The sequence below is a fragment of the Pseudochrobactrum sp. AO18b genome, from assembly GCF_000409565.1.
GTDB classification, from domain to species: domain Bacteria; phylum Pseudomonadota; class Alphaproteobacteria; order Rhizobiales; family Rhizobiaceae; genus Pseudochrobactrum; species Pseudochrobactrum saccharolyticum.
The window spans coordinates 1-20,788 of record NZ_ANNO01000140.1 but is presented as its reverse complement, the minus strand read 5'-3'; the positions used below and the strand labels follow the sequence as shown (position 1 = coordinate 20,788).

Genomic DNA, 20,788 nt, shown 5'->3' with positions numbered 1-20,788 from the left:
CGGGATTATTGTTTCTTCATGGCTGAAAAAGCAATAAGCTGCGCGCAGAAAAACCTGCTTATCGGCCAGTCTTTCAGCAGGTCGTATAAGTATGTGCAAAATATTCGGGGAATTGGGTTGAAAAGCACAAAGCGCAAATCGGGTAATGTTCAGGAAACACCGGAATTTATCGTCGGATCAGAAGGCGTCGCCAGCGAGAATAAAACCAACCGGCTGCGCACGCGCGCGGCATGGATGTATTATGTCGAGCAGATGACCCAGAATGACATTGCGGATGTGCTTGGTGTCGGTCGTGTAACGATTGTGCGGCTGCTGGCCGAAGCCCGTGCCCGCAATGAGGTGAAGATCACGATTGAAGGCAAGCTGGCCGGTCTGACTGCGCTGGAAAGAATGCTGGAGCAGACCTTCGGGCTGGAACGGGCAATCGTTGCACCGTTGTCAACGCCGGAGACTGACCCGATTGTGCCGATTGCTGCTGCTACCGGTGCCTATCTTTCCGAGAAAGTACAGCACGGCATGCGCATTGGTGTGGGCTGGGGGCGCACATTATCCGGCACTCTGCAGCATATCGGTGCGCGTAGTCTTAATGATCTTAAAGTGATTTCGCTACTCGGCGGAATTGCACAGCCGCGCCGGTTCAATCCGCCGGAATTTGCCTGGCAATTCGCGCAGATTTTTCAGGGCGAGGGCTATCTGATCCCCGCACCGGCACTGGTTGACAGTCAGGAAACGCGCGAGGCGTTGGTTGAACGCTGCGGCCTGAAAGATGTTTTCGAAATGGCTGATGATCTGGACATGGTGCTGCTCAGCATCGGCGGTATTGAGACGGCCAGCAGCACATCCTATCGCGTCGGGCTGATTGATGAAGCGCAGAAACGTTCTTTGATCGAGAATGGCGCAGTGGGCGATATGCTGTTCCATTTTTATGACCGCAATGGCGAGATCGTTTCCGATCCGGTGCATGAGCGCGTGATGTCGGTCAGCATGGATAAGTTGCAAAAAGCTCCGGTGCGTATCCTCACCTCCGGCGGGCCGGAAAAAGTGGTGGCATTGCTCGGTGCAATGAAACTGCTGAAGCCGACTGTTTTCATCACTGATGAAATCAGCGCCGCAGAAATGCTGAAGAAATATCAGGCCGGCAATTAAAGCTGTGACGCCCCCTCCGGCTGAGGAGGGGGACGTCCTGACCGGTCTGTGAGTTAAAGATTTTTGATCGCATTGATGCGGTCGATACCGCCGACAACCGGTGCGAAATCATCCCATACGGTTTTTGCACCGGCCTGCCACTGGTCGTAATCTTCCGGCTGCAGAACCTGCGCACCATGTTCCTTGGCTTTGGCAATTGCCACGCTTTCATCATCAACAATCAGCTGATTAAAATAGCCGGTGGCTTCTTGTGATGCTTCCTGCAGCACCTGCTGTTGCTCGGCATTGAGACCGTTCCAGAAATTGGCAGAGAAATAGACCACACCCGACGCCCAGATATGGCTGGTTTCCGTGACAAACGGCACAACCTCATAGAGCTTGAAGCTCGCATAGGCTGATTTTGTCAGATCCATCGCATCGGCCACACCGGTTTCCAGTGCATTATAGGTTTCGGTGATCGGAATACCCACAGGTGTGGTGCCGAAATTGCTCCAGAGTTTTGTATGCAGCGGGCTTTGAATAACGCGGATGCGTTTACCTTTGAGTTGTTCCGGTTTGGTCACGGCTTCTTTAGTCAGCAAATGCCGTGCGCCGTAATTGATGAAGCCGGTAGCGATAAAGTTCTGCGCTTTGAGCTTTTCTTTCAGATCATTGCCAGTCTCGCCCTGCACGGTTTTCAGCACATGGTCAGCATCTTTGAACAAGAATGGCAGGTCAAGAATTTGCAGCTCCGGCACCCAGCCGGATAGTGCGGAAACGGTGGAGAGGCTGCCCTGGATTGAGCCAAGGCGGATACCCTCAGCCACTTCCTTTTCACCACCCAAAGCACTGTCTTTGACGATATTGAAACGGAATTGTCCCGGCAGTTTTGCTTCCACGAGATCACGGATTTTCAGCCAGATTTTTGTTTCCGGTTTGTCGTCGCCAAATAGCGAGGCGATAGTAATGGCGGTTTTGGCCTGTGCCGTGCGGATGAGGGCAGGCATGGCAAGGGCGGTGGCAGTGCCGAGCGTGGCTGTGCGCAGAAAATGGCGGCGGTTAAGCGTAATCATAGCGGGAGGATCCTTATGAGTGCAGGTCAGATGAGCAAAGCCCATGCGCCGAGAATGACGAGAGAAAACAGAAGGGCGATGAAGTAGGGTGTCATGGCTTTGAAAAGAGCCGTGGCGGGAAGGCGAGTCACACCGCTGACCACAAAGACCAGCATACCGACCGGTGGTGTCAGTCCGCCGATCATCAGATTGACCACGAGAATGACGCCGAACATCACCGGATCAATACCGGCAGCAACGGCAATTGGCAGAAAGATCGGGCCGAACAGCAAAATGGCAGCACCAATATCCAGCACAAGGCCGACAACCAGCAATACGAGATTGATGGCAATCAGAATGATGATCGGGTTCGCGCCAAGACCGCTGACGAGATCGGAAATCGTGCCGGAAATATCATCGACCGCCAGCAGGAAAGCGAAAGGACTGGCCGTGCCGATAAGTAAGCCGATTGCAGAGGCTTCTTTGCCGGATTGCCTGAAAATATCATAGAGCGAAGTGATGCCGACTTTGCCGATCAGTGCCATAACCAATGTATAGAGCGCAGCAATGGCTGCGGCCTCTGTGGTGGTGACAACGCCCATGCGGATGCCGACAACCACTATAATTCCAAGGCCGAAAGCCGGTATGGCACCGATGGCTGAATGCAGGCGTTCCTGTCCGCTGGCACGCGGCTGTGTTACCTGTTCACGCACGGTCAGATGAATGGCGACGGCAAGGCAGGCAGCCATGATCGCACCGGCAAAAAAACCGCCGACAAGCAATGCGCCGACAGAGAGATTGGTTGCTGCTGCCAGAATAAGAAACGCAATAGATGGCGGGATTACATTATCCAGCACAGAAGTTGCCGCAATAATTGCACCGGCCTGTGCAGGCGGATAGCCGCGCTTCACCAGTTCCGGCTGGAAGGTTGCAGCGCCAAAGGCCGCATTGGCGACAGAAGAGCCGGAAGCACCGGAAAACAGCACACTGGTCAGCAATGTGGTCTGTGCCAGTCCGGCACGGCGATGGCCGACAAGTGAGGAGGCAAATTGCACGATCTTCTGCGCAATGCCTGCGGCGGTAAGCAGGCTGCCCGCCAGCAGAAAGAACGGAATTGCCAGCAGCAGGAATTTGGAAACACCGGTCACGGTGGAAGACACCACAGCCGGTTCCGGCAAGGTGCTGCCAAAGGCAATGGCAACATAGGCGGCGGCCAGAAATGCATGGGGCAAGGGCGCTGCAACCAGCAGTCCGGCCAGAGCAATCAGACCCAGCACAATGCTCGGGCTTAAATCCGTATCAATATGGATATGGCTGACCGCGATATAGAGCGCCGTTGCCAGCAGACCGGCAATCAGCAGATCCGGTATTTTATTCTCGCTGATGCGCTGTAGCCCCAGCACAATCAGAATAAAGAACCCGCCGAGACCGAGAAAACCGAAACGTATCCATTCCGGCAGGCCGAGTGTCGGAGAAATGCCGCCAAGCAGCACAGCAATCCGCGCGCTGCCGAAGCTGAGGATCAGCCCGCTCATCAGCGTGAAAGTGTCCGCAATAATAGCTGCGCCACGCTGACCCGAAGGCGAGAGACGGGATGTCACCAGATCAAGCCGCATCGCCAGTGCCGAATTGATTGCCAGCGGCGCACCAAAGGCAATCAATGCAACATAGAGCCATGTGGCCAGTTCTTCAGAGCCGAGAAGACCGGTATTAAATCCGTAGCGCAACACCACTGTTGTCAGCACAATCAGCAGCAATGCGGCAAGGAGCGCGGCACAGATTGCACCCAGCAGATTCTCAATGCCGGTCAGCATTGTTCTGGCAAAGGATTGCACCGGTGTTATTGCGATCGCGGGATAGGTCTTCACTGTACTCATCATCAAGCCGGAACTGCCTTGGAGAGGTCGCGGTCAAACAGTGTTGACCATGTGTAATTCTTTGCTTGCTTTACTTCTGTTGAAACATCAAGACGCGGCAGCACAGTTTCCCCGAAACGATAGGCTTCTTCCAGCAATGGCATGCCGGAGAGGATGAATGTTTCCACACCGGCTTCACGATAGGCCTCCAGTGTGCGGAGCACCGTATCCGGTGAGCCGACAATTGCAGTACCCGGACCCGGACGCACAAGACCGATACCTGCCCAGAGGTTTGGCGCTACTTCCAGATCACGTAAGTTCTCAGGCTTAACACCGCCATGCAAAGCACTCATGCGTTTTTGACCAACGGAATCCGTGTTGGATACAAAGCGCTGATTGGCGGCAATGGATGCGGCATCCATCTGGGCATAGAGATCATTGGCGGCCTCCCATGCTTTGGCATCAGTATCACGCACAATCACATAAAGCCGGATGCCATATTGCATAGTACGGCCGAATTGTTTGGCGCGTTCTTTGACCTTGGCGATTTTAGCTCCGATCTGCTCCGGTGTTTCGCCCCATGACAGGTAGGTGTCGGTATGTTTGGCGGAAACATCGAGCGCTTTATCGGAGGAGCCGCCGAACCAGAGCGGCGGCGGGGTAATCGTATCACCCACCGGCAGTGCCAGTTTGGCACCGGTTGTGGTGAAATATTTTCCCTGATAATCCACGCTCTCTCCGGCAAACAGTCTGTGCCAGATGGTCAGATATTCATCGGCCATGTCATAGCGTTCATCATGGGGAATGTTCATGCCATAGGCACCGAGCATTTTGGCGTCACCCGATACGACATTGACCAACAGGCGGCCGTTGGAAAATTCCTGAAAACTTGCAGCCATTTTGGCAAGCAAAGTCGGCGCAATCAGACCCGGATGGATGGCAACGAGAAATTTCAGCCGCTCTGTATAAGGCAGCAGCGAATTGGCTAATCCCCATACATCATGGGCGCCGGTGGCAAAGAGTGCGCCGGTATAGCCCAGCTGGTCATAGGCCATGGCAAGCTGCTTGTAATAGCCGAGATCAACCTTGCGGGAACCTTCAGGCTTCCACGGATAAGCACCGTCAGGTGCGCACATATACCAGAAAATATTCATATCATTGTCCGTATTCGTAAATTGCGGTGATGGGTGCGATCAGGCAGCCTGCGGATAAATCTGCGCAAGGCGGTCAAAATGCCCGTGACGATGCAGAACTTCTGCTTCTGTCTGCTGTTCTGTGAGAATGGTTTTATCCGCCGGAATGACAGTGAAATCGCGTGAGGCAATCACCTTTTCCCAGCCTTGCAGACTGGCTTCCGTTGCGCCGCTTTCCACCAGCCTGCGGGCGGCCTGATGTGGGTCTGCTGTGATTTCACGGCCGATCCGTGCCAGTTCCTGCGCAATTTTCAGGCGGGATTGGGCATCAAGCCCGCTGCTTTCCAGCGTCCAGAACAAAGAGCGGTTGGGAATAGTAGAGCCGCAGCGCGAGAGCAGGCGGATATCATCGCGCTCAAGGGCATTTTCCAGACGCGGTGCCATGGCAATCCACGCATCAACACGACCGTTGAGCAGAGCTGGCAGGGCATCATTCACTTCCGGTTCGACGCGTTCAATATCGGCGAGGCTGAGACCGGCCTCTTCCAGATTGCGTGCTAGATAATAGGTCTGGAAAGAGCCGTCCACCAGCCCGATGCGACGGTGTTTCAGATCAGATGTGGATTTGATCGGGCTGTCAGCGCGCACCAGAATTGCGCCATTGGCAGGGCGCGGTGCGGAGGCGGCGATATAATTGACAGGCAACCCGTCCAGAGCTGCAGTGATCGGCGGGGTTGAGCCGGTGCCGCCAAAATCAATCTTGCCTTCTGTAATCAGTCTGCCGGTGTCGCGCCCTTCGCGATAGGCAACAAACTCACCATCCAGTGGGGCAAAGGCATCAGGCCAGACCTGTGCGATACGCAGATGCAGATTGCTGGGATGAACACCGATTTTCATAAACTGCCCTTTCAGAAGACAGGCAGAAACCGGAATTATCCGCCTGTGGTACTGAGATACAATTTACGTTTTTGTAAAATGAAAGCCAAAGCGGGCTGTTCTAATTTTGTGCGGCTTTGTAACGGATTATTCTAGTTTTTGGCATGCGCGCAGGTCATAATTTTTAACGCTTGAATTTATAACATATTGATTAATATCAGCTATCAATATATTTTTTTATATAATGTTTGCGTGTGGTTATAATGAGAGGTTTAATGACCAAGCCGGTTGCAGCCCGTTTATGCCGTTCCGTCACTACAGCAAGTGACCTGCTCAAGCTGATTGCCAATGCAAACCGGCTGGCGCTGGTTTGTTATCTGATGGAGCAGGAAGCGCAGGTCGGTGAGCTGGAAGCGGAACTGCGTATTCCGCAGCCGAGCCTGTCGCAACAATTGAGTATTCTGCGTGAGGCAGGTGCCATTGCCTGCAGACGCGACGGCAAGACAATGATCTATAGTGTGTCCGACCCGCGTGTTGAGCAAATTGTGCTGCGGTTGCGGGAGATTTTTGACGGGCTGGAAGATGTGACCGGACGGAATATGACAAGCCGCCAAACATCCGATGCGATGCCTGACCTGATGTTTGACTGATATGATTGATCTCTACACATGGATAACGCCCAACGGGCTGAAAACCTCCATTGCGCTGGAAGAATTTGGCTTGCCCTATCAGGCGCATGCAATCGACCTGACCAAAGGTGAGCAGTTCTCGGATAGCTTTCGCAAGATCAGTGCGGGCTCTAAAATTCCGGCGATTGTCGATCATTCAAACGGGCTGACATTGCTGGAATCCGGTGCAATCCTGACCTATCTCGCAGAGAAGACCGGCAGGTTTCTGCCAACATCAGGCGCTGAGCGCTATGCGGTGCTGGAATGGGTGTTCTGGCAGGTTGGCGGTTTAGGTCCCACACTTGGCCATGCGCATTATTTCCTGACCTATCATCCGGACGTGGCACCGGCAGCCTCCGCACTTTTCGCAAGTAAAACCAAGCGGCTTTACGAGAAGCTGGAGCAGCATCTGAACGGCAAAGATTATCTGGCAGAAGAGTATTCCATTGCCGATATGTCGGTCTGGCCGTGGGTGTCACGTTTTGAACGCCATAAAATTAATCTCAATGATTATCCCTCCGTCCGGCGCTGGTATCTGCAAATCGCCAAACGGGAAGCTGTGCAGCGCGGCTATCGCGTGCCGGTTTTTACGGGGGAGATTCCTTTGCCGCCCCCGCTGACACATGAAAATTCTGAAAGTTCTGAGGAAAGACTATGAGTGCGCCCCGCATAACCGGATTTTCCGGCAACCTGACCAGCCCGTCCAAAACCCGTGGCTTTGTTGAACATATTGCCGGACAGGCAGCTCTGGCCCTCGGCGGTGTGTCATCTGTCTATGATATTGCCGATCTGGGAGCGTCGTTTCCTGCTGCACGCTGGCCGTCGCAGCTTGACAAGCAGGCTTCTGACATTGTGGATGAAATTGCCGCTGCGGATCTGCTGGTTGTCGGTACTCCGACCTATAAAGGCAGCTATACGGGACTGTTCAAACATTTCTTCGATCTGCTTGATCCGAAATTACTGCGTGGCAAGCCGGTCATTCTGGCTGCAACCGGCGGCGGTGACCGCCATTCGCTGATCGTCGAGCATCAGTTGCGCCCGCTATTCGGATTCTTTGAGGCTTTTGCCCTGCCGACTGCAATCTATGTCTCGGATCGTGATTTTACCGATGGTACGCTCAGCAATGCGCTGATCGAGAACCGCATTGCGCAGGCGGTTTCCGAAGCCGTGCGTGTGGTTTCCGGCCATCATTATCAGCAACAGGCGGCTGAGTGAGCATTTCACTCAGCGCAGCATAATCAGTGCCATTCCGGCTACCACCAGCAGAGCGCCAAGCCATGCACCATTGGCGGGGCGTTCACCGGTACGCAGCCATAGCAGCGGCAGAATAATCACCGGTGTTGTGGCCGAGATGGTGGAAACAATACCGACCTTACCGCCGGAGAGCGCAAAGAGCAGCAAAGTCATGCCGAGTGCCAGCGAGAGAAAGCCGGTCAAAGCGGTGAGGAAGGCAATCTTCAGCGTAAAAGGCTTTTTCGGTTTGAGCGCCGGAAACGGCAATTGTGTCAGCACGGTCAGGCAGCAGGCGGCAATACCCACACGCAACAGCGAGGCCAATGCCGGATCAATCCCGCTGGCCATGACAGGGCGGGCGATAATGGAGCCGATAGCCTGACCGGTTGCCGCCGCCAGCCCCAGCCCGACACCGATCCAGAGCGGGCCTTTGATCTTTTCCCATTCATGGATTTGCGCACGGCGCTTGCCAAACAGAATAGCCAGCAACACACCGGAAATGGTGACGGCGATACCGAGCACACCCATAGGCGATAATGTTTCATCCAGCAGCAGCCAGCCAAGCACGGCGGCAATCGGTGCATTGAGCGCAAACAGAATACCGGAGCGGCGGGGGCCAAGGCGGTTCAGAGCGGTGAACAGCAGAGAGTCGCCGACGAAAATCCCGATCAGGCCGGAGAGCAGCAGCGGAACTGCACTGTCCCAGCTGAGATCGCGCCATGTGCCGGAAATCAGCACATAGACCAGCAATAATCCGGTGACGAAAACCTGCCTGCCGCGGTTGAATGCCAATGCGCCGACATGACCGGCGGGAATAGCAGAAATAATCCCTGTGAACGCCCAGCAAGTCGCGGCTCCGAGTGCGGCGAGTTCATATACAGGCATAGTCGTGATCCGGATGCAGGATGAGAAATGTTTGAATAACAAAGGCTTCTACAGATACAAAGCCTTGCCGTCCAATCATATTGCGCAGAGCGGATCATCAAAGTTTCAGATCAGATCATGTCTTTATGCAATGACCGGATTTGATCATGCTCTTGCTCACAACATAAAAAAATGTGGCCGCGAAAATCGCAGCCACATTCATGATTTCAAATTGTGTCCGTAACTTATGGAGTTACGTCAAAACCGAACCATTTTTCGGACAGTTTTTTGATTGTGCCGTCAGCTTTTGCAGCTTCAATCGCTTCGCTGAACTTCTTCTGCAGTTCTGGCTCGTTCTTACGCAGACCAACGGCAACGCCGCGACCCAGAACGCCGCCTTTGAAGTAAGGGCCGGTCAGAACGATATCTTCATTGCCTGGCTTTTTCGCAGCATCGGCCAGATAGGCCAGCGATGCTACAACCAGATCAACGCGGCCGGACTTCAGATCCAGATCGTGCTGTTCAGTTGTCTTATATTCGCGGATATCAGCGGAATCTTTGAAATAGGTGTTGAGCAGTGTCAGGCCGAGCGAAGCGGTCTGTACGCCAACAGTGCGGCCTTCGATTGAAGTCGAAAATTCGCTGATGGCTTTCTTCGTGGCTTCATCTTCATTGGCAAGGAACAGAGTTTCGCCGGTATGCGGCAGTTTCGCATAAGGGCTGTCTTTCAGCGTTGCGAAAGTCTGTGGTGTCAGGCCGTAGGAGACCGAGAAATCAATGGTTTCTTCGCGCTTTGCTGTGGCGGTCAGACCAGCCATGATTGCGTCGAATTTACCGGCGTTCAGAGCAGGGATCATGCTGTCAAATGGTGTTGCAACGAGCGTGCATTCCACTTTCATATGATCGCAGAGATATTTGCTCAGCTCGATTTCGTAACCGTCGAGTGTGCCGTCTGCTTTGGTGAAGTTGTACGGACGGTAAGCACCTTCAGTTGCGATGGTTACTTTGGTCCATTTCTTTTCTTCAGCCTGTGCAGTGACGCTGGCCGATACGGCGCCGAGCAGCATTGCAGAAGCAAGAAGCGATTTGGTGATGAGGCTGATTTTCATAGAAGCACCCTGTTTACAATTATTCTTGTTCATTTAGAGCGGCTCCATTCAGGATTGAACTTTTGAGCCGCTCTGTCTCTTTGTCTTTACGCATTATCCTATGCATCGAAGTGGGAATAGAAATCAGTCCAGCGAACTGATTTCCCCGCGAAGACGCTTCGCACTTTTGCTGGAAATGCTTTAAGCCGCATTTTCGTGGCTGATGAATTTGCGGAAACGCTCTGACTTGGAATTGGTGAAGACTTCCGACGGTGCGCCGTCTTCTTCAACCTGCCCCTGATGTACAAAGATAACGCGGTTGGAAACGTCACGGGCAAAGCCCATTTCGTGGGTCACGACCAGCATTGTACGGCCTTCTTCAGCAAGTCCGCGCATCACGCGCAGAACTTCACCTACCAGTTCCGGATCAAGTGCGGAAGTCGGCTCGTCAAACAGCATCACTTTTGGCTTCATCGCCAGCGCGCGGGCAATTGCTGCACGCTGCTGCTGGCCGCCGGACATATGCGACGGATAGTAATTGCGCTTATCGGCAATACCGACTTTTGCCAGCAATGCTTCCGCTTCTTCAATGACTTCAGCGCGGTTGCGCCCCTGCACATAGATCGGCGCTTCAATCACATTTTCCAGAATGGTTTTGTGTGACCAGAGGTTGAAGCTCTGAAATACCATGCCGAGTTCCGAGCGGATGCGCGAGACCTGTTTCTTGTCAGTCGGGTAGTTTTCACCCTTGGAATTCTGCGCCATCTTGATGGTTTCACCGGAAATGGTGACCGTACCGGATGTCGGTGTTTCCAGAAGGTTGATGCAGCGCAGCAATGTGGATTTACCCGAGCCGGAAGAGCCGAGAATGGAGATCACTTCACCTTCGCGGGCTTCGAGCGAAATACCTTTCAGCACTTCGACCTGACCGAAATTTTTGCGCAGGTTTTCGACTTTCAGCGCGACCGGTGCGGATGCGGATACTGTATTGCTCACGATGCTTTTCCTTCAGTAGGAATATTGGCCGGTACGCTGACAGGAACAGGCTGACGCAGATATGGCGTCAGGCGGTATTCAGCCAGCAGCAGAAGACGGGTCAGAATGAAGTTGATGGACAGATAGATCGCACCGGCAACGACAAAAACTTCAATCGCGCGATAGCTCTCGGCAATCAGTTTGGCTGCAATACCGGTCACTTCCATCAGCGTGATGATCGAGGCCAGCGAGGTGGCTTTGACCATAGAGATCATTTCATTGCCATAGGCAGGCAGTGCCTGCCGGATAGCAAGCGGCATGACCACACGGCGGAAAGCGGTGAAGCGGGACATGCCACAGGCCTTGGCTGCTTCAATCTGGCCATGAGGCACGGACAGCAGGCCGCCACGGATGATCTCGCCGGCATAGGCCGCGGTGTTCATCGTCAGAGCGATAACCGCACACCAGTAAGGCTCACGCAGGATCGGCCACAGGAAAGAGTGACGGATCGCCGGAAACTGGCTGAGGCCGTAATAGATGATGAAAATCTGCACCAGCAGCGGTGTGCCGCGGAACACAAACACATAGATACGGGCAATCCAGTCCAGCACCACATTGCCGGACAGGCGCATCATCGCGATGACCAGAGCAAGACAGGCACCCAGTGCAATCGCAGTCGCGGCCAGTTTCAGGGTCAGAGGCAGACCCGCCAGCATAGCGACGAAAGATTCAGCGAAGAATTCAAAACTCATTGGGCTCTCCTCACGCCGCGGGAGAAATAGCGCTCAGCAGACTGCAGAATGCCGCCTGAAACAGACGAAATCAGCAGATAGAGGGCACCGGCGATCAGGAAGAAGTTGAATGGCAGACCGGTTGAGCCGGCACCGATCTGTGCCTGACGCAGCAGTTCCACAACGCCGGTCACGGAAACCAGAGCGGATTCTTTCAACGATACCTGCCACACATTGCCAAGACCCGGCAGCGCATGACGCAGCGACAGAGGCGCAATGATACGGCGGAATTTCAGCCAGCGACCCATGCCACAGGCGGTTGCTGCTTCCAGCTCGCCTTTGGCAACGGCTTTGAACGCACCACGGAAAACTTCCGTATGATGCGCACCGCAGGAAATGGCGATAGCCAGCATACCGGCGAGGAAGCCCGGAAAGCCGAGAAAACCTTCCGCGCCGAACAATTTGCCGATTGCGGTAATCGCTGCACTGCCGCCGAAATAAAACAGATAGATAATCAGCAGGTCAGGAATGCCGCGGATAATGGTTGTATAACCATCCGCGATGGTACGGGTAATCCGTCCGCCTGAGATTTTTGCCCAGGCACCGAACACGCCGATGACTGCGCCGAGCAAAAAGCCGGTCACAGCAAGGGCAACACTCATTAATGCGCCGGTGAGCAGAACTTGCCCCCAGCCGTCAGGCCCGAAGCTGAGGATTTCAAAAAAGCTGAGTTGCTTCATAATGTCCTTGGCCGGTTAGAGCAGTTTCAGGAAAAGTGGGAACTTGTTTTCCGTCCGAAACTGCGTGTGAATAGAAGGAGAGATGAAAGAAATGGTTGTCATAATGGATTCCTGTAGCCCGCTGACTATGCTTTTTGCACGGGGAGGGCAGGCTGAACATCATCCGGTATCGGATTGATGAAAACTGTACCGCCGAGGCGTTTTTTATGATCTGCTTTGGCCGCTGTAATATGTTCCGGATTGCGAAACAGTTCTGCAGCGGTGCTGCTCATGATTTTCGCTGCATGTGCCATGCCTTTATGGGCTGCAGGCAATTTACCCTGGGCCACCATTTGCCATGAATGCAGCGGTGTGCCGATTGCGCAGGTCGCACCGCGCATTTGCACAGTTGGAACCACCCAGCTTACACTGCCCACATCGGTAGAGCCGACAAGGGAATTATCCCCGTTATACGGCTTATAGACCTCTTCGCATAGGGCAAGGCCGTCTTTCGGCTCAACACCAAAGCGGCGGAAAGCATCCGAGATATCTTCTCTGCTCAGAGTATTCTGAAATTCGCGGGCAGTCTTTTTGTCCTGCTCGTCAAAAACAGGTGCGCCGAGACGTTCCAGCTGGATCTGCATCAGCTGTTCAAGGGTTGAATTGCCGATCAGATTGGCATCACCGCTGATGATCTCATCACGCACCGACGTTTCCGTCATCAGGGCTGCACCCTGTGCAATTTTACGAACGCGTTCCAGCAATGTCTGCATTTCCGGTAGGCTGAGCGCGCGGATCAGGTAACGCACAGTGGCTTTGGCCTGCACCACATTCGGTGCAATGCCACCGGTATCGGTGACAGCATAATGGATACGGGCGCTGGAAGGCATATGCTCGCGCATATAATTGACGCCGACATTCATCAGTTCCACGGCGTCCAGAGCGCTGCGTCCGAGATGCGGGGCGGATGCGGCATGAGCTGCGCGGCCAGTAAAATGGAAGCTGATTTCATTACAGGCCAGAGAAACCGGATCATTGACACCGGCAAAAGGAGCAGGATGCCAGCAGAAAGCGACATCCACATCATCAAACAGGCCTTCACGAACCATAAAGCCTTTGGCTGAACCGCCTTCTTCCGCAGGGCAGCCGTAATAACGTACACGGCCTTTGATACCGTTTTCTGCTAGATAGTCTTTCAGCGCAGAGGCTGCGAGGAGTGAGCCGGAGCCGAGCAGATTATGCCCACAGCCATGACCATGGCCGCCGCGTTCAATTTCCTGCGGCTTTGCCAGACCGGCAATCTGGCTCAGGCCGGGCAGGGCATCAAATTCACCGAGAATAGCAATGACAGGGCCGTCTTCACCGGCTTCGCCCATAACGGCGGTCGGCAGACCGGCAATACCGCGCTCTACGCGAAAGCCTTCATCTATCAGCATCTGCGCATGGGCATCGCTGGCTTTATATTCTTCGTAATTGGTTTCAGGATTGTCCCAGACTGTATCACTCAGATCAATATAGGCAGGGCTTTTCTCTTCAACGATATCCCAGATATCAGAATGATTTTTCAATTGCCTGCTCCGTTTGATCCTGACACGCGCTGCATCCTTTACGGATAGTGTCGTGCTATGCTCGTTTACCCGTTCAGACTGGGAAGATGAAGGGGTATTACAACTTATTATTGAGTGCTGATAAAATTCCTTGGCCCCGCTTACAAGTGCTGATTACATCAAAAGCTGCCGTTCAACATAGTTTGATGCTGATACGGGCTGTATAAAGACAGCATGCGGGTCTGGAATATCCTCCGTTGCAGACAACCTCCTCTTTCTGCGCGCTGATAACTACAGTGACGAAATGGCAGAGTACAGGCACAATAATGCTCAAAAAGACGGCATTATTTGCCAATATGGATGGTTGATGTGCCGAAACGGGCGTGAAACAGCGCTTTTGAACACTGTTTCAGGCTGAGAATAAGCATAATGGTCAGTTTTGACGGATGTATAAAGTGGTTGTGATTCAGTGGCCGTTGACCAGCCCGAGGATCAGCTGATGAATATTTCCGCCCTGTGCCATATCTGAACGGTCAAAATCGCGGCCGCGCTGGCGCTGTTCCTGAAACAGTTCCGAGAGTACTTTATTCAGCTCTGTTTTGAACTTGGTGCATTTCGGATCATTGGCAACGGACATCCCGACGGTGGCCGTTTCAATTTTCTGCACCATTTCTTTGATGTAATCGCCGTGAATATGCTCATGTTTTTCAATGCCGGCATAGAATGTTGCCCAGAGCGCGGCAGTCTCCGGCGGTAGCTTTTGCGCCGGTTTCGGCAATGTATATGTAATTGTCAGTTTTGGTTTGGCGGAAACCAAAGTGCAGTTGCCGTCATCGGTTTTATATTTGCGTGACCAGAGCAATGTGAAATTTGTATGCGCAATGGTGCGTCTGTTCTTGCCAATCTGCGGGCCTTTTTGGCCGATGGAAACATAGAGCTCGGGGCCTGTTGTGCCGGAGACAGAATAGGTTTCCACTTTCTCAATCGCCTGCCATTCAGCTTGCGCATTGCCCGCCCAGATCGTGCCGGTTGCAAGCAGGGTGAAGAAAATATTTTTAACAGACATGCTATCTTCCGGTTTGACCGACATTGTTGAAAGAATGCCGGAACCGGCGTGTCTATACCTAGAGCGTATCCCGAAAAGTGTGAAGCGCCTTCGCGGGAAAAACAGCCACTGGACTGTTTTTTATCCCGCTTCGATCGGACAAGATATGCGCAAAATATAAAGATCGAGTATTTTTGCCGGAATGGAATCGCATCAGTGAAAGCATCATGCGAATGGCCGCAAGCCGGTCTCCCGTTTCACCGGTTCTGAGCCTCCCCTGATTTAGTTGGGATGATTGTGATTTTATTCAAAATTATCAATGGCACTCGGGCAGAGATCGTTCCACTATCACGATACGGAATCACTTAACTCCGGTCATCAATCACTTTTTGACCGGACTAAGAGCGTAGTCTGAAGACTGTGAAACAGTTTTCAGACTACGCGTAAAATGAACAGGCAAGGCAGTTCTGTTGATTACTTGAACAGAGGGGTTTTGTCTGCCGGATGGAATGGGGAATACCAGTATGAATATTTATAAGAAGGCGCTTTCGGCGACAGCACTTGCTTTGCTGCTCGGCGGAATGGCCTCTGCTCAGGCTTCAGCAAAAACACTGATTTATTGCTCTGAAGCAGCACCGGACAATTTTGATGCGGCAACCACCACATCAGGTGCAACTTATGACGCTTCGGCGCGTAACGTGTCCAACGGTCTGATTAAAATCAAGCGCGGCTCAACAGAACTGGAACCGGGTCTGGCCGAGCGCTGGGAAATTTCGGAAGACGGTAAGGAATATACATTCTTTCTTCGCAAAGGCGTAAAATTCCAGACAACCAGCTATTTCACACCAACCCGCGAATTCAATGCGGATGATGTGATTTTCAGCTTTGACCGTCAGGGCAATAAAGAAAACCCGTTTTACGGTAAGGGGACATGGCCGCAATATGGTGCCTATTCTTTCCCGACACTGATTAAAGAAATCCAGAAGATCGACGATCATACGGTTAAGTTCGTGCTGAACCGTCCGGAAGCAACGATGATTGCTTCGCTGTCGCTGACTTTTGCTGTAATCCAGTCCAAAGAATATGCGGATCAGCTGGTGGCAGAAGGTAAAACCGATCAGCTGAGCCAGCTGCCTGTAGGTACCGGCCCGTATCAATATGTGGATTATCAGGCAAACAGCGCTGTGCGTTTTCAGGCCAATCCTGATTACTGGGGTGGCAAGCAGAAAATCGATAATCTGATTTTCGCGATCACACCAGATGCTTCCGTGCGTTATCAGAAGCTGAAGGCTGGCGAATGCCATATCATCGCTTATCCGAACCCTGCGGATATTGATGAGATGAAAGCGGATACCTCGCTTGAAGTGCAGCGTAAAGAAGGCCTGAACATTGCTTTCATGGCGTACAACACTGTTGTTGCACCATTCGACGATGTGCGCGTGCGTAAAGCGCTGAATATGGCGATCAACAAACAGGCGATCATTGATGCCGTATTCGGTTCAACCGGTATGGTTGCGGTCAACGCAATGCCTCCGGGTGTTTGGGGCTATAATAAAGACGTTAAAGACGATGCCTATGATATTGAAGCATCGCGCAAGCTTCTTGAAGAGGCCGGTGTTAAAGATCTTTCGATGAAGATCTGGGCAATGCCGGTGCAGCGTCCTTATATGCCGAATGCCCGCCGTGCAGCGGAATCGATGCAGGCTGATCTGGCAAAAGTTGGTGTTAAAGCTGAGATCGTTTCCTATGACTGGAGCGAATATCTCAAACGCTCGCTGGAAAAAGACCGTGACGGTGCAGTCATGCTCGGCTGGACCGGTGGTATGGCTGACCCGGACAACTTCCTTGCAGCTTTGCTGGGGTGTGAAGCTGTCGGCAGCAGTAACCGTGCCAACTGGTGTAACGCTGATTTCGAAAAGCTTATTCAGGCAGCGAAACTGACCACGGATCAGGCAGAACGCACCAAGCTTTACGAGCAGGCGCAGGTGATCTTTAAAGAACAGGCTCCGTGGCTGACGATTGCCCATCAGGTGATGGAACAGCCGGTCAGCAAGAAAGTCAAAGATTTCCGTATCGATCCTTTCGGCGGCTATCTCTTTGAAGATGTTGATATCGAAGAATAAGCAACACGATCTTACCCGTTTTTGGTGAGCACTTGTTTCAAAATCAATGGCGCCATCACCGGCGCCATTTCTGCAAGATGAAATGAAACTGTAAGATGATACCAAAGTTCATTGAGTAAAACTCATTGGACTTTGGTTAAGCCCGTGTGGTGATTGAACATTTTCAAGGCGTGATGCGTTAGCATCTTGAGCCGCCTTGGTATGAGGTAAAAGAATCCGATGGATATTGTTGAACGCTTTCTGAACTATACCCGTATTAATACCACAGCCGTATCCGATGCGGGGAAATTGCCGTCGAGCAGCGGTCAGACTGAACTCGCCAATCTGTTGGCAGGCGAGCTGCGCGATCTGGGACTGGGCGTGGAAATGAGAGATCATTCCATCGTGGTTGGTACATTGCCGTCCAATATCAAAGATGCCAGCCGTCAGGCACCGGTGATCGCATGGGTCGCCCATATGGATACCAGTGGTGAATATACCACTGATACCAAGGCGCATGTGGTGGAGTATCAGGGCGGGGATATCGTCCTCAATAAAGCGCTTGATATCGTGATGCGCGTTGAGGAATTTCCGGAACTGAAGCGTTACGAAGGCGACCGCATTATCGTGACAGACGGCACCAGCCTGCTGGGTGCGGATAACAAGTCAGCGATCGCTGAAGTTATGCATGCGATGCAGGTGTTGCAGGATAATCCGCAGATTGAGCATGGCGAGGTTAAAGTCGTGTTTGTGCCGGATGAAGAGATCGGTCTGCTTGGCGCGAAAGCACTGGATGTACCAAGCCTTAATGCGGATTTCGCCTATACGCTGGATTGCTGTGCAGTGGGTGAAATTGTCTATGAAAACTGGAATGCCGGTGAGTTTCATATCACGTTCCGCGGCCAGCCTGCCCACCCGATGTCGGCTAAGGGCAAGCTGCGTAATGCCATTCTCTATGCCCAGCAATATATTGGTATGCTACCGGCGGGTGAACGGCCGGAACATACGGAAAATCGTGAAGGCTATTACTGGGTCAAAGCTATTCAGGGCAGCGTGGCATCTGCCAAAATCGTGGTTGATATCCGCGATTTTACTGTAGAGGGCTATGATAAACGCCGTAATTTCATTGATACACTCGCTGCGAGCTTTAACCAGTTGCATGGTGAGGGTACAGTGTCGGTTGAATATCGTCCGATGTATCGCAATGCTGCCGAAGGCCTGAAGGGCGATAATTTCTATCCGGTTGAACTGGCTCTGGAAGCGATGAAAGCTATTGGTGTCGAACCTTATGCCATTCCGATGCGCGGTGGTTATGACGGTGCAGTTCTGTCAGAAAAAGGTCTGCCTTGCCCGAACCTGTTCTGCGGTGCGCATAATTTCCATTCGATCTACGAGTTCCTGCCGGTGGCTTCACTGAACAAGGCCTCGGAGATGGTGATTGAGATTTTGAAACGCGCAGCAGCGGCTAAACGCTGATTAAACATATGAACACAGTTATGAATGTTACAGGCGCGGAAGAAGACCGCGCCTGTTTTTATTCGGTCAGTAACAATGTGTGGAAGCCGGTAATACGCAGCAGATGCGCGCGCCATTCCGCAATGGCCTGATAATTATTCACATACCAGCGCAGAGCCGAATAGACCTGATTGAAAGCGCCAACTGTCATCATCAGGCCACCAAAATTCAAGCCGCCGGAAAAATAGATCGGCGCGGCGGCCAAAATCGGCACCACAATGGCCATCCAGCCAAAACCTGATGAAATCCATGTGAGATTGGTCTCCATGAGGATCAGCTTTTTTATGCTGGAATACAGGCCTTGAAATTTGCCGCGCAAAAAGCCGATTTTCCGTTCGCTCTCATTGGCCATCGGGTAATTATCGTTTTCACTGATAATCTTAACAAGAGCGGTTCTGAATTCTGCTTCCTGCGCTTCACGGGCAGCGTTCAGTTTGACCAGCCCGCGCCCCACTAAACGGCTGAGGGCAGACGCAAGTCCAACATAGAGAATAGCCGCCCAGACCATATAACCCGGCAGCGAGAATTCGTAGCCATTATAGCGAAATACAAAACCTTCCGACACATTCCACAGAATGCCGATAAAGCTGAATAACAGAATGGAAGACTGAATGAAACCGATTGTCAGCCCCGTGGTTGAATCCGCCAGCTGTCTTGTATCCTGATGGATGCGCTGGTCGGGATTTTGCGCATAAAAACCGGTCTTATCGAGTTTAGATGCCTTATTGCCATGCAGCCAGCAATCAAGAAGATTTTTGACGATAGCTTTGCGCATCACCACGGAAAGCGTTTGCTGGAACCAGTTTTGTGCAACATTGAGAACCAGCAATCCGGCAGCAATAAAGACAAAGATCTGCAACTGCCGGATAAATTCCGGCACATCCCGCTGCTCAATGGAATTATAAAACGGTACATTCCATTGATTGAGTGTCACCTGCCCATAGGCGGTTGCCAGCAAGATCAGCAGCAGCGTAACAGACATGGCTGCCAGTTTCAGAAACTCTTCCGAGGAATTCAGAAGCCTGCGCAGAATGCCGAGTTGCGTGAAAAATGGAATGTCGGGTAGGTGGCTGTCGCTCTGAGGGTCTTGTTGATGTGGCACCGAAATGACTTCTTTCAGCTGCTGCATAATTTAAAATCTTAGAGCGTCTTTTGTGCACCCCATTGGGCGCACGGCGCTCTAATGACCCTGTAATTTTAGGCTGACTGCAAAGTAATAGAATTCGGGGAGCCGATCCAGAGCGGCCATTGAAAAAAATACGCTGCAATTTCATCAATGATAGAAACAGCGAGCAAAAAAATCCCCCGAACCCTTGCTGATCGGGGGATTGTCTTTTCAGAACTGAGCAGGAAGATCAGTCTTCTTTGCCGTAAATGCCTGTATGGATGACGCCATCCGCACCGCACCATGCGCGATACATGCCGGGGCTGTTGAACGGCAGTTCGATATTGCCTTTGGCATCAACGGCGATCAGGCCGCCGGAGCCGCCGAGTTCGCCCAGTTCCTGCACTACATCGCCTGCAGCCTGTGCAAGGCTCTGGCCTGCCCAGCGCATACGCGCATCAATTTCATGACCAACCGCCCAGCGAATGAAATATTCGCCATGACCGGTTGCGGAAATCGCAGCGGTTTTGTCATCTGCCCATGTACCGGCACCAATCACAGGGCTGTCACCCACGCGACCCGGTGTTTTCGCGGTCATGCCACCGGTGGAAGTTGCAGCAGCAATATGGCCATTTTTATCGAGCGCAACCGCACCGACTGTACCGTGTTTGCGTGCCGGATCACCATCATCCGCCAGACCAAGGCGGCGGCGTTCCATTTCCGCTTTCAGCGCATCAAGACGCTGCTGAGTGCCGAACCATTCCGGCTCCATCATTTCCAGACCGGCATTTTCGCAGAAGCGTTTTGCGCCTTCACCGGCGAGGAATACATGCTCAGTCCGTTCCATCACCGCACGTGCTGCCAGCACCGGATGGCGTGGGCCGCAAATGCCGGTGATCGCACCGCAGCGGCGGGTTGCACCGTCCATCACAGCAGCATCCATCTCATGGGTGGCATCGGTGGTGTAAACCGCACCGCGACCGGCATTAAACAGCGGATTATCTTCGAGCGCCATAACGGCTGCAGTTGCTGCATCCAACGCGCTGCCACCTTCGTTGAGAATTTTCAGACCGGCTTCCAGACAGGCTTTGAGACCTGCATGATAGGCGGCTTCCCGTTCCGGTGTCATATTGGATTTCAGGATTGTGCCTGCA

General features: G+C 52.7%; 19 protein-coding genes. 6 read left to right on the top strand and 13 right to left on the bottom strand.

Going from position 1 to position 20,788, the window contains the following annotated elements; translation table 11 throughout:
* The first annotated feature begins 117 nt into the window (after nt 1–117).
* Nucleotides 118–1,146, top strand: a complete 1,029-nt coding sequence (locus A918_RS0105960; protein ID WP_028233451.1) for a sugar-binding transcriptional regulator — start codon at nt 118–120, stop codon at nt 1,144–1,146.
* 53 nt (nt 1,147–1,199) lie between these two features.
* On the opposite strand, the gene dctP is transcribed toward A918_RS0105960, so the two are convergent.
* From dctP to A918_RS0105940, 4 genes are read right to left on the bottom strand one after another with little or no spacing between them, the layout of a single operon-like run.
* The gene (gene dctP / locus A918_RS0105955; RefSeq protein ID WP_022710174.1) at nt 1,200–2,198 is read right to left on the bottom strand and encodes a TRAP transporter substrate-binding protein; all 999 of its coding nucleotides are present in this window, start codon (nt 2,196–2,198) and stop codon (nt 1,200–1,202) included.
* 26 nt (nt 2,199–2,224) lie between these two features.
* Entirely contained in the window at nt 2,225–4,054 is a 1,830-nt protein-coding gene (locus A918_RS0105950; RefSeq protein WP_028233450.1) for a TRAP transporter large permease subunit, read from the bottom strand.
* Nucleotides 4,055–4,056: 2 nt separating this feature from the next.
* Nucleotides 4,057–5,187: an LLM class flavin-dependent oxidoreductase gene (locus A918_RS0105945; RefSeq protein WP_022710172.1), complete on the bottom strand. Its 1,131-nt coding sequence runs from the start codon at nt 5,185–5,187 to the stop codon at nt 4,057–4,059.
* 39 nt (nt 5,188–5,226) lie between these two features.
* Entirely contained in the window at nt 5,227–6,063 is an 837-nt protein-coding gene (locus A918_RS0105940; protein ID WP_022710171.1) for an ABC transporter substrate-binding protein, read from the bottom strand.
* 254 nt (nt 6,064–6,317) lie between these two features.
* On the opposite strand from A918_RS0105940, the gene A918_RS0105935 reads away from it, so the two are divergent.
* From A918_RS0105935 to msuE, 3 genes are read left to right on the top strand one after another with little or no spacing between them, the layout of a single operon-like run.
* Nucleotides 6,318–6,692 carry a helix-turn-helix transcriptional regulator gene (locus A918_RS0105935; RefSeq protein ID WP_022710170.1) on the top strand — a complete coding sequence of 125 codons (375 nt, stop codon included), beginning with the start codon at nt 6,318–6,320 and terminating at the stop codon, nt 6,690–6,692.
* Between the two features lies 1 nt (nt 6,693).
* On the top strand, nt 6,694–7,368 hold the full coding sequence (locus A918_RS19625) for a glutathione S-transferase family protein (RefSeq protein WP_051138996.1): 675 nt from the start codon (nt 6,694–6,696) through the stop codon (nt 7,366–7,368).
* On the top strand, nt 7,365–7,925 hold the full coding sequence (gene msuE, locus A918_RS0105925) for an FMN reductase (RefSeq protein WP_022710168.1): 561 nt from the start codon (nt 7,365–7,367) through the stop codon (nt 7,923–7,925). Before A918_RS19625 ends, msuE begins: the two co-directional genes overlap by 4 nt.
* Nucleotides 7,926–7,934: 9 nt before the next feature.
* On the opposite strand, the gene A918_RS0105920 is transcribed toward msuE, so the two are convergent.
* The 7 genes from A918_RS0105920 to A918_RS0105885 all read right to left on the bottom strand — a co-directional run bounded on the left by A918_RS0105920 (nt 7,935) and on the right by A918_RS0105885 (nt 14,933).
* Entirely contained in the window at nt 7,935–8,828 is an 894-nt protein-coding gene (locus A918_RS0105920; RefSeq protein ID WP_022710167.1) for a DMT family transporter, read from the bottom strand.
* A 224-nt stretch (nt 8,829–9,052) separates the two neighbouring features.
* Nucleotides 9,053–9,916 carry a transporter substrate-binding domain-containing protein gene (locus tag A918_RS0105910; RefSeq protein WP_022710166.1) on the bottom strand — a complete coding sequence of 288 codons (864 nt, stop codon included), beginning with the start codon at nt 9,914–9,916 and terminating at the stop codon, nt 9,053–9,055.
* 180 nt (nt 9,917–10,096) lie between these two features.
* A complete protein-coding gene (locus tag A918_RS0105905) occupies nt 10,097–10,891 on the bottom strand; it encodes an ABC transporter ATP-binding protein (protein ID WP_022710165.1) in 795 nt (264 codons plus the stop codon).
* A complete protein-coding gene (locus tag A918_RS0105900) occupies nt 10,888–11,622 on the bottom strand; it encodes an ABC transporter permease (protein ID WP_022710164.1) in 735 nt (244 codons plus the stop codon). Before A918_RS0105900 ends, A918_RS0105905 begins: the two co-directional genes overlap by 4 nt.
* A complete protein-coding gene (locus A918_RS0105895; protein WP_022710163.1) occupies nt 11,619–12,341 on the bottom strand; it encodes an ABC transporter permease in 723 nt (240 codons plus the stop codon). The genes A918_RS0105900 and A918_RS0105895 overlap by 4 nt, the downstream gene beginning before the upstream one ends.
* A gap of 125 nt (nt 12,342–12,466) precedes the next feature.
* Nucleotides 12,467–13,888, bottom strand: a complete 1,422-nt coding sequence (locus tag A918_RS0105890; RefSeq protein ID WP_022710162.1) for a M20 family metallopeptidase — start codon at nt 13,886–13,888, stop codon at nt 12,467–12,469.
* A 445-nt stretch (nt 13,889–14,333) separates the two neighbouring features.
* Nucleotides 14,334–14,933, bottom strand: a complete 600-nt coding sequence (locus tag A918_RS0105885; RefSeq protein ID WP_022710161.1) for a DUF922 domain-containing Zn-dependent protease — start codon at nt 14,931–14,933, stop codon at nt 14,334–14,336.
* 503 nt (nt 14,934–15,436) lie between these two features.
* Between A918_RS0105885 and A918_RS0105880 the strand changes: the two genes are divergently transcribed.
* Nucleotides 15,437–17,035, top strand: coding sequence for an ABC transporter substrate-binding protein (locus A918_RS0105880; protein ID WP_028233448.1), 1,599 nt, complete (start codon nt 15,437–15,439; stop codon nt 17,033–17,035).
* A gap of 219 nt (nt 17,036–17,254) precedes the next feature.
* Nucleotides 17,255–18,490 carry a peptidase T gene (gene pepT, locus A918_RS0105875; protein WP_022710159.1) on the top strand — a complete coding sequence of 412 codons (1,236 nt, stop codon included), beginning with the start codon at nt 17,255–17,257 and terminating at the stop codon, nt 18,488–18,490.
* Between the two features lie 58 nt (nt 18,491–18,548).
* Here pepT and A918_RS19615 read toward each other — a convergent pair whose 3' ends face one another.
* Complete coding sequence (locus A918_RS19615) at nt 18,549–19,658, bottom strand: SbmA/BacA-like family transporter (protein ID WP_022710158.1); 1,110 nt, start codon at nt 19,656–19,658, stop codon at nt 18,549–18,551.
* Between the two features lie 226 nt (nt 19,659–19,884).
* A partial coding sequence (locus tag A918_RS19610; RefSeq protein ID WP_022710157.1) for an isoaspartyl peptidase/L-asparaginase family protein occupies nt 19,885–20,788 on the bottom strand: 904 nt, incomplete at its 5' end.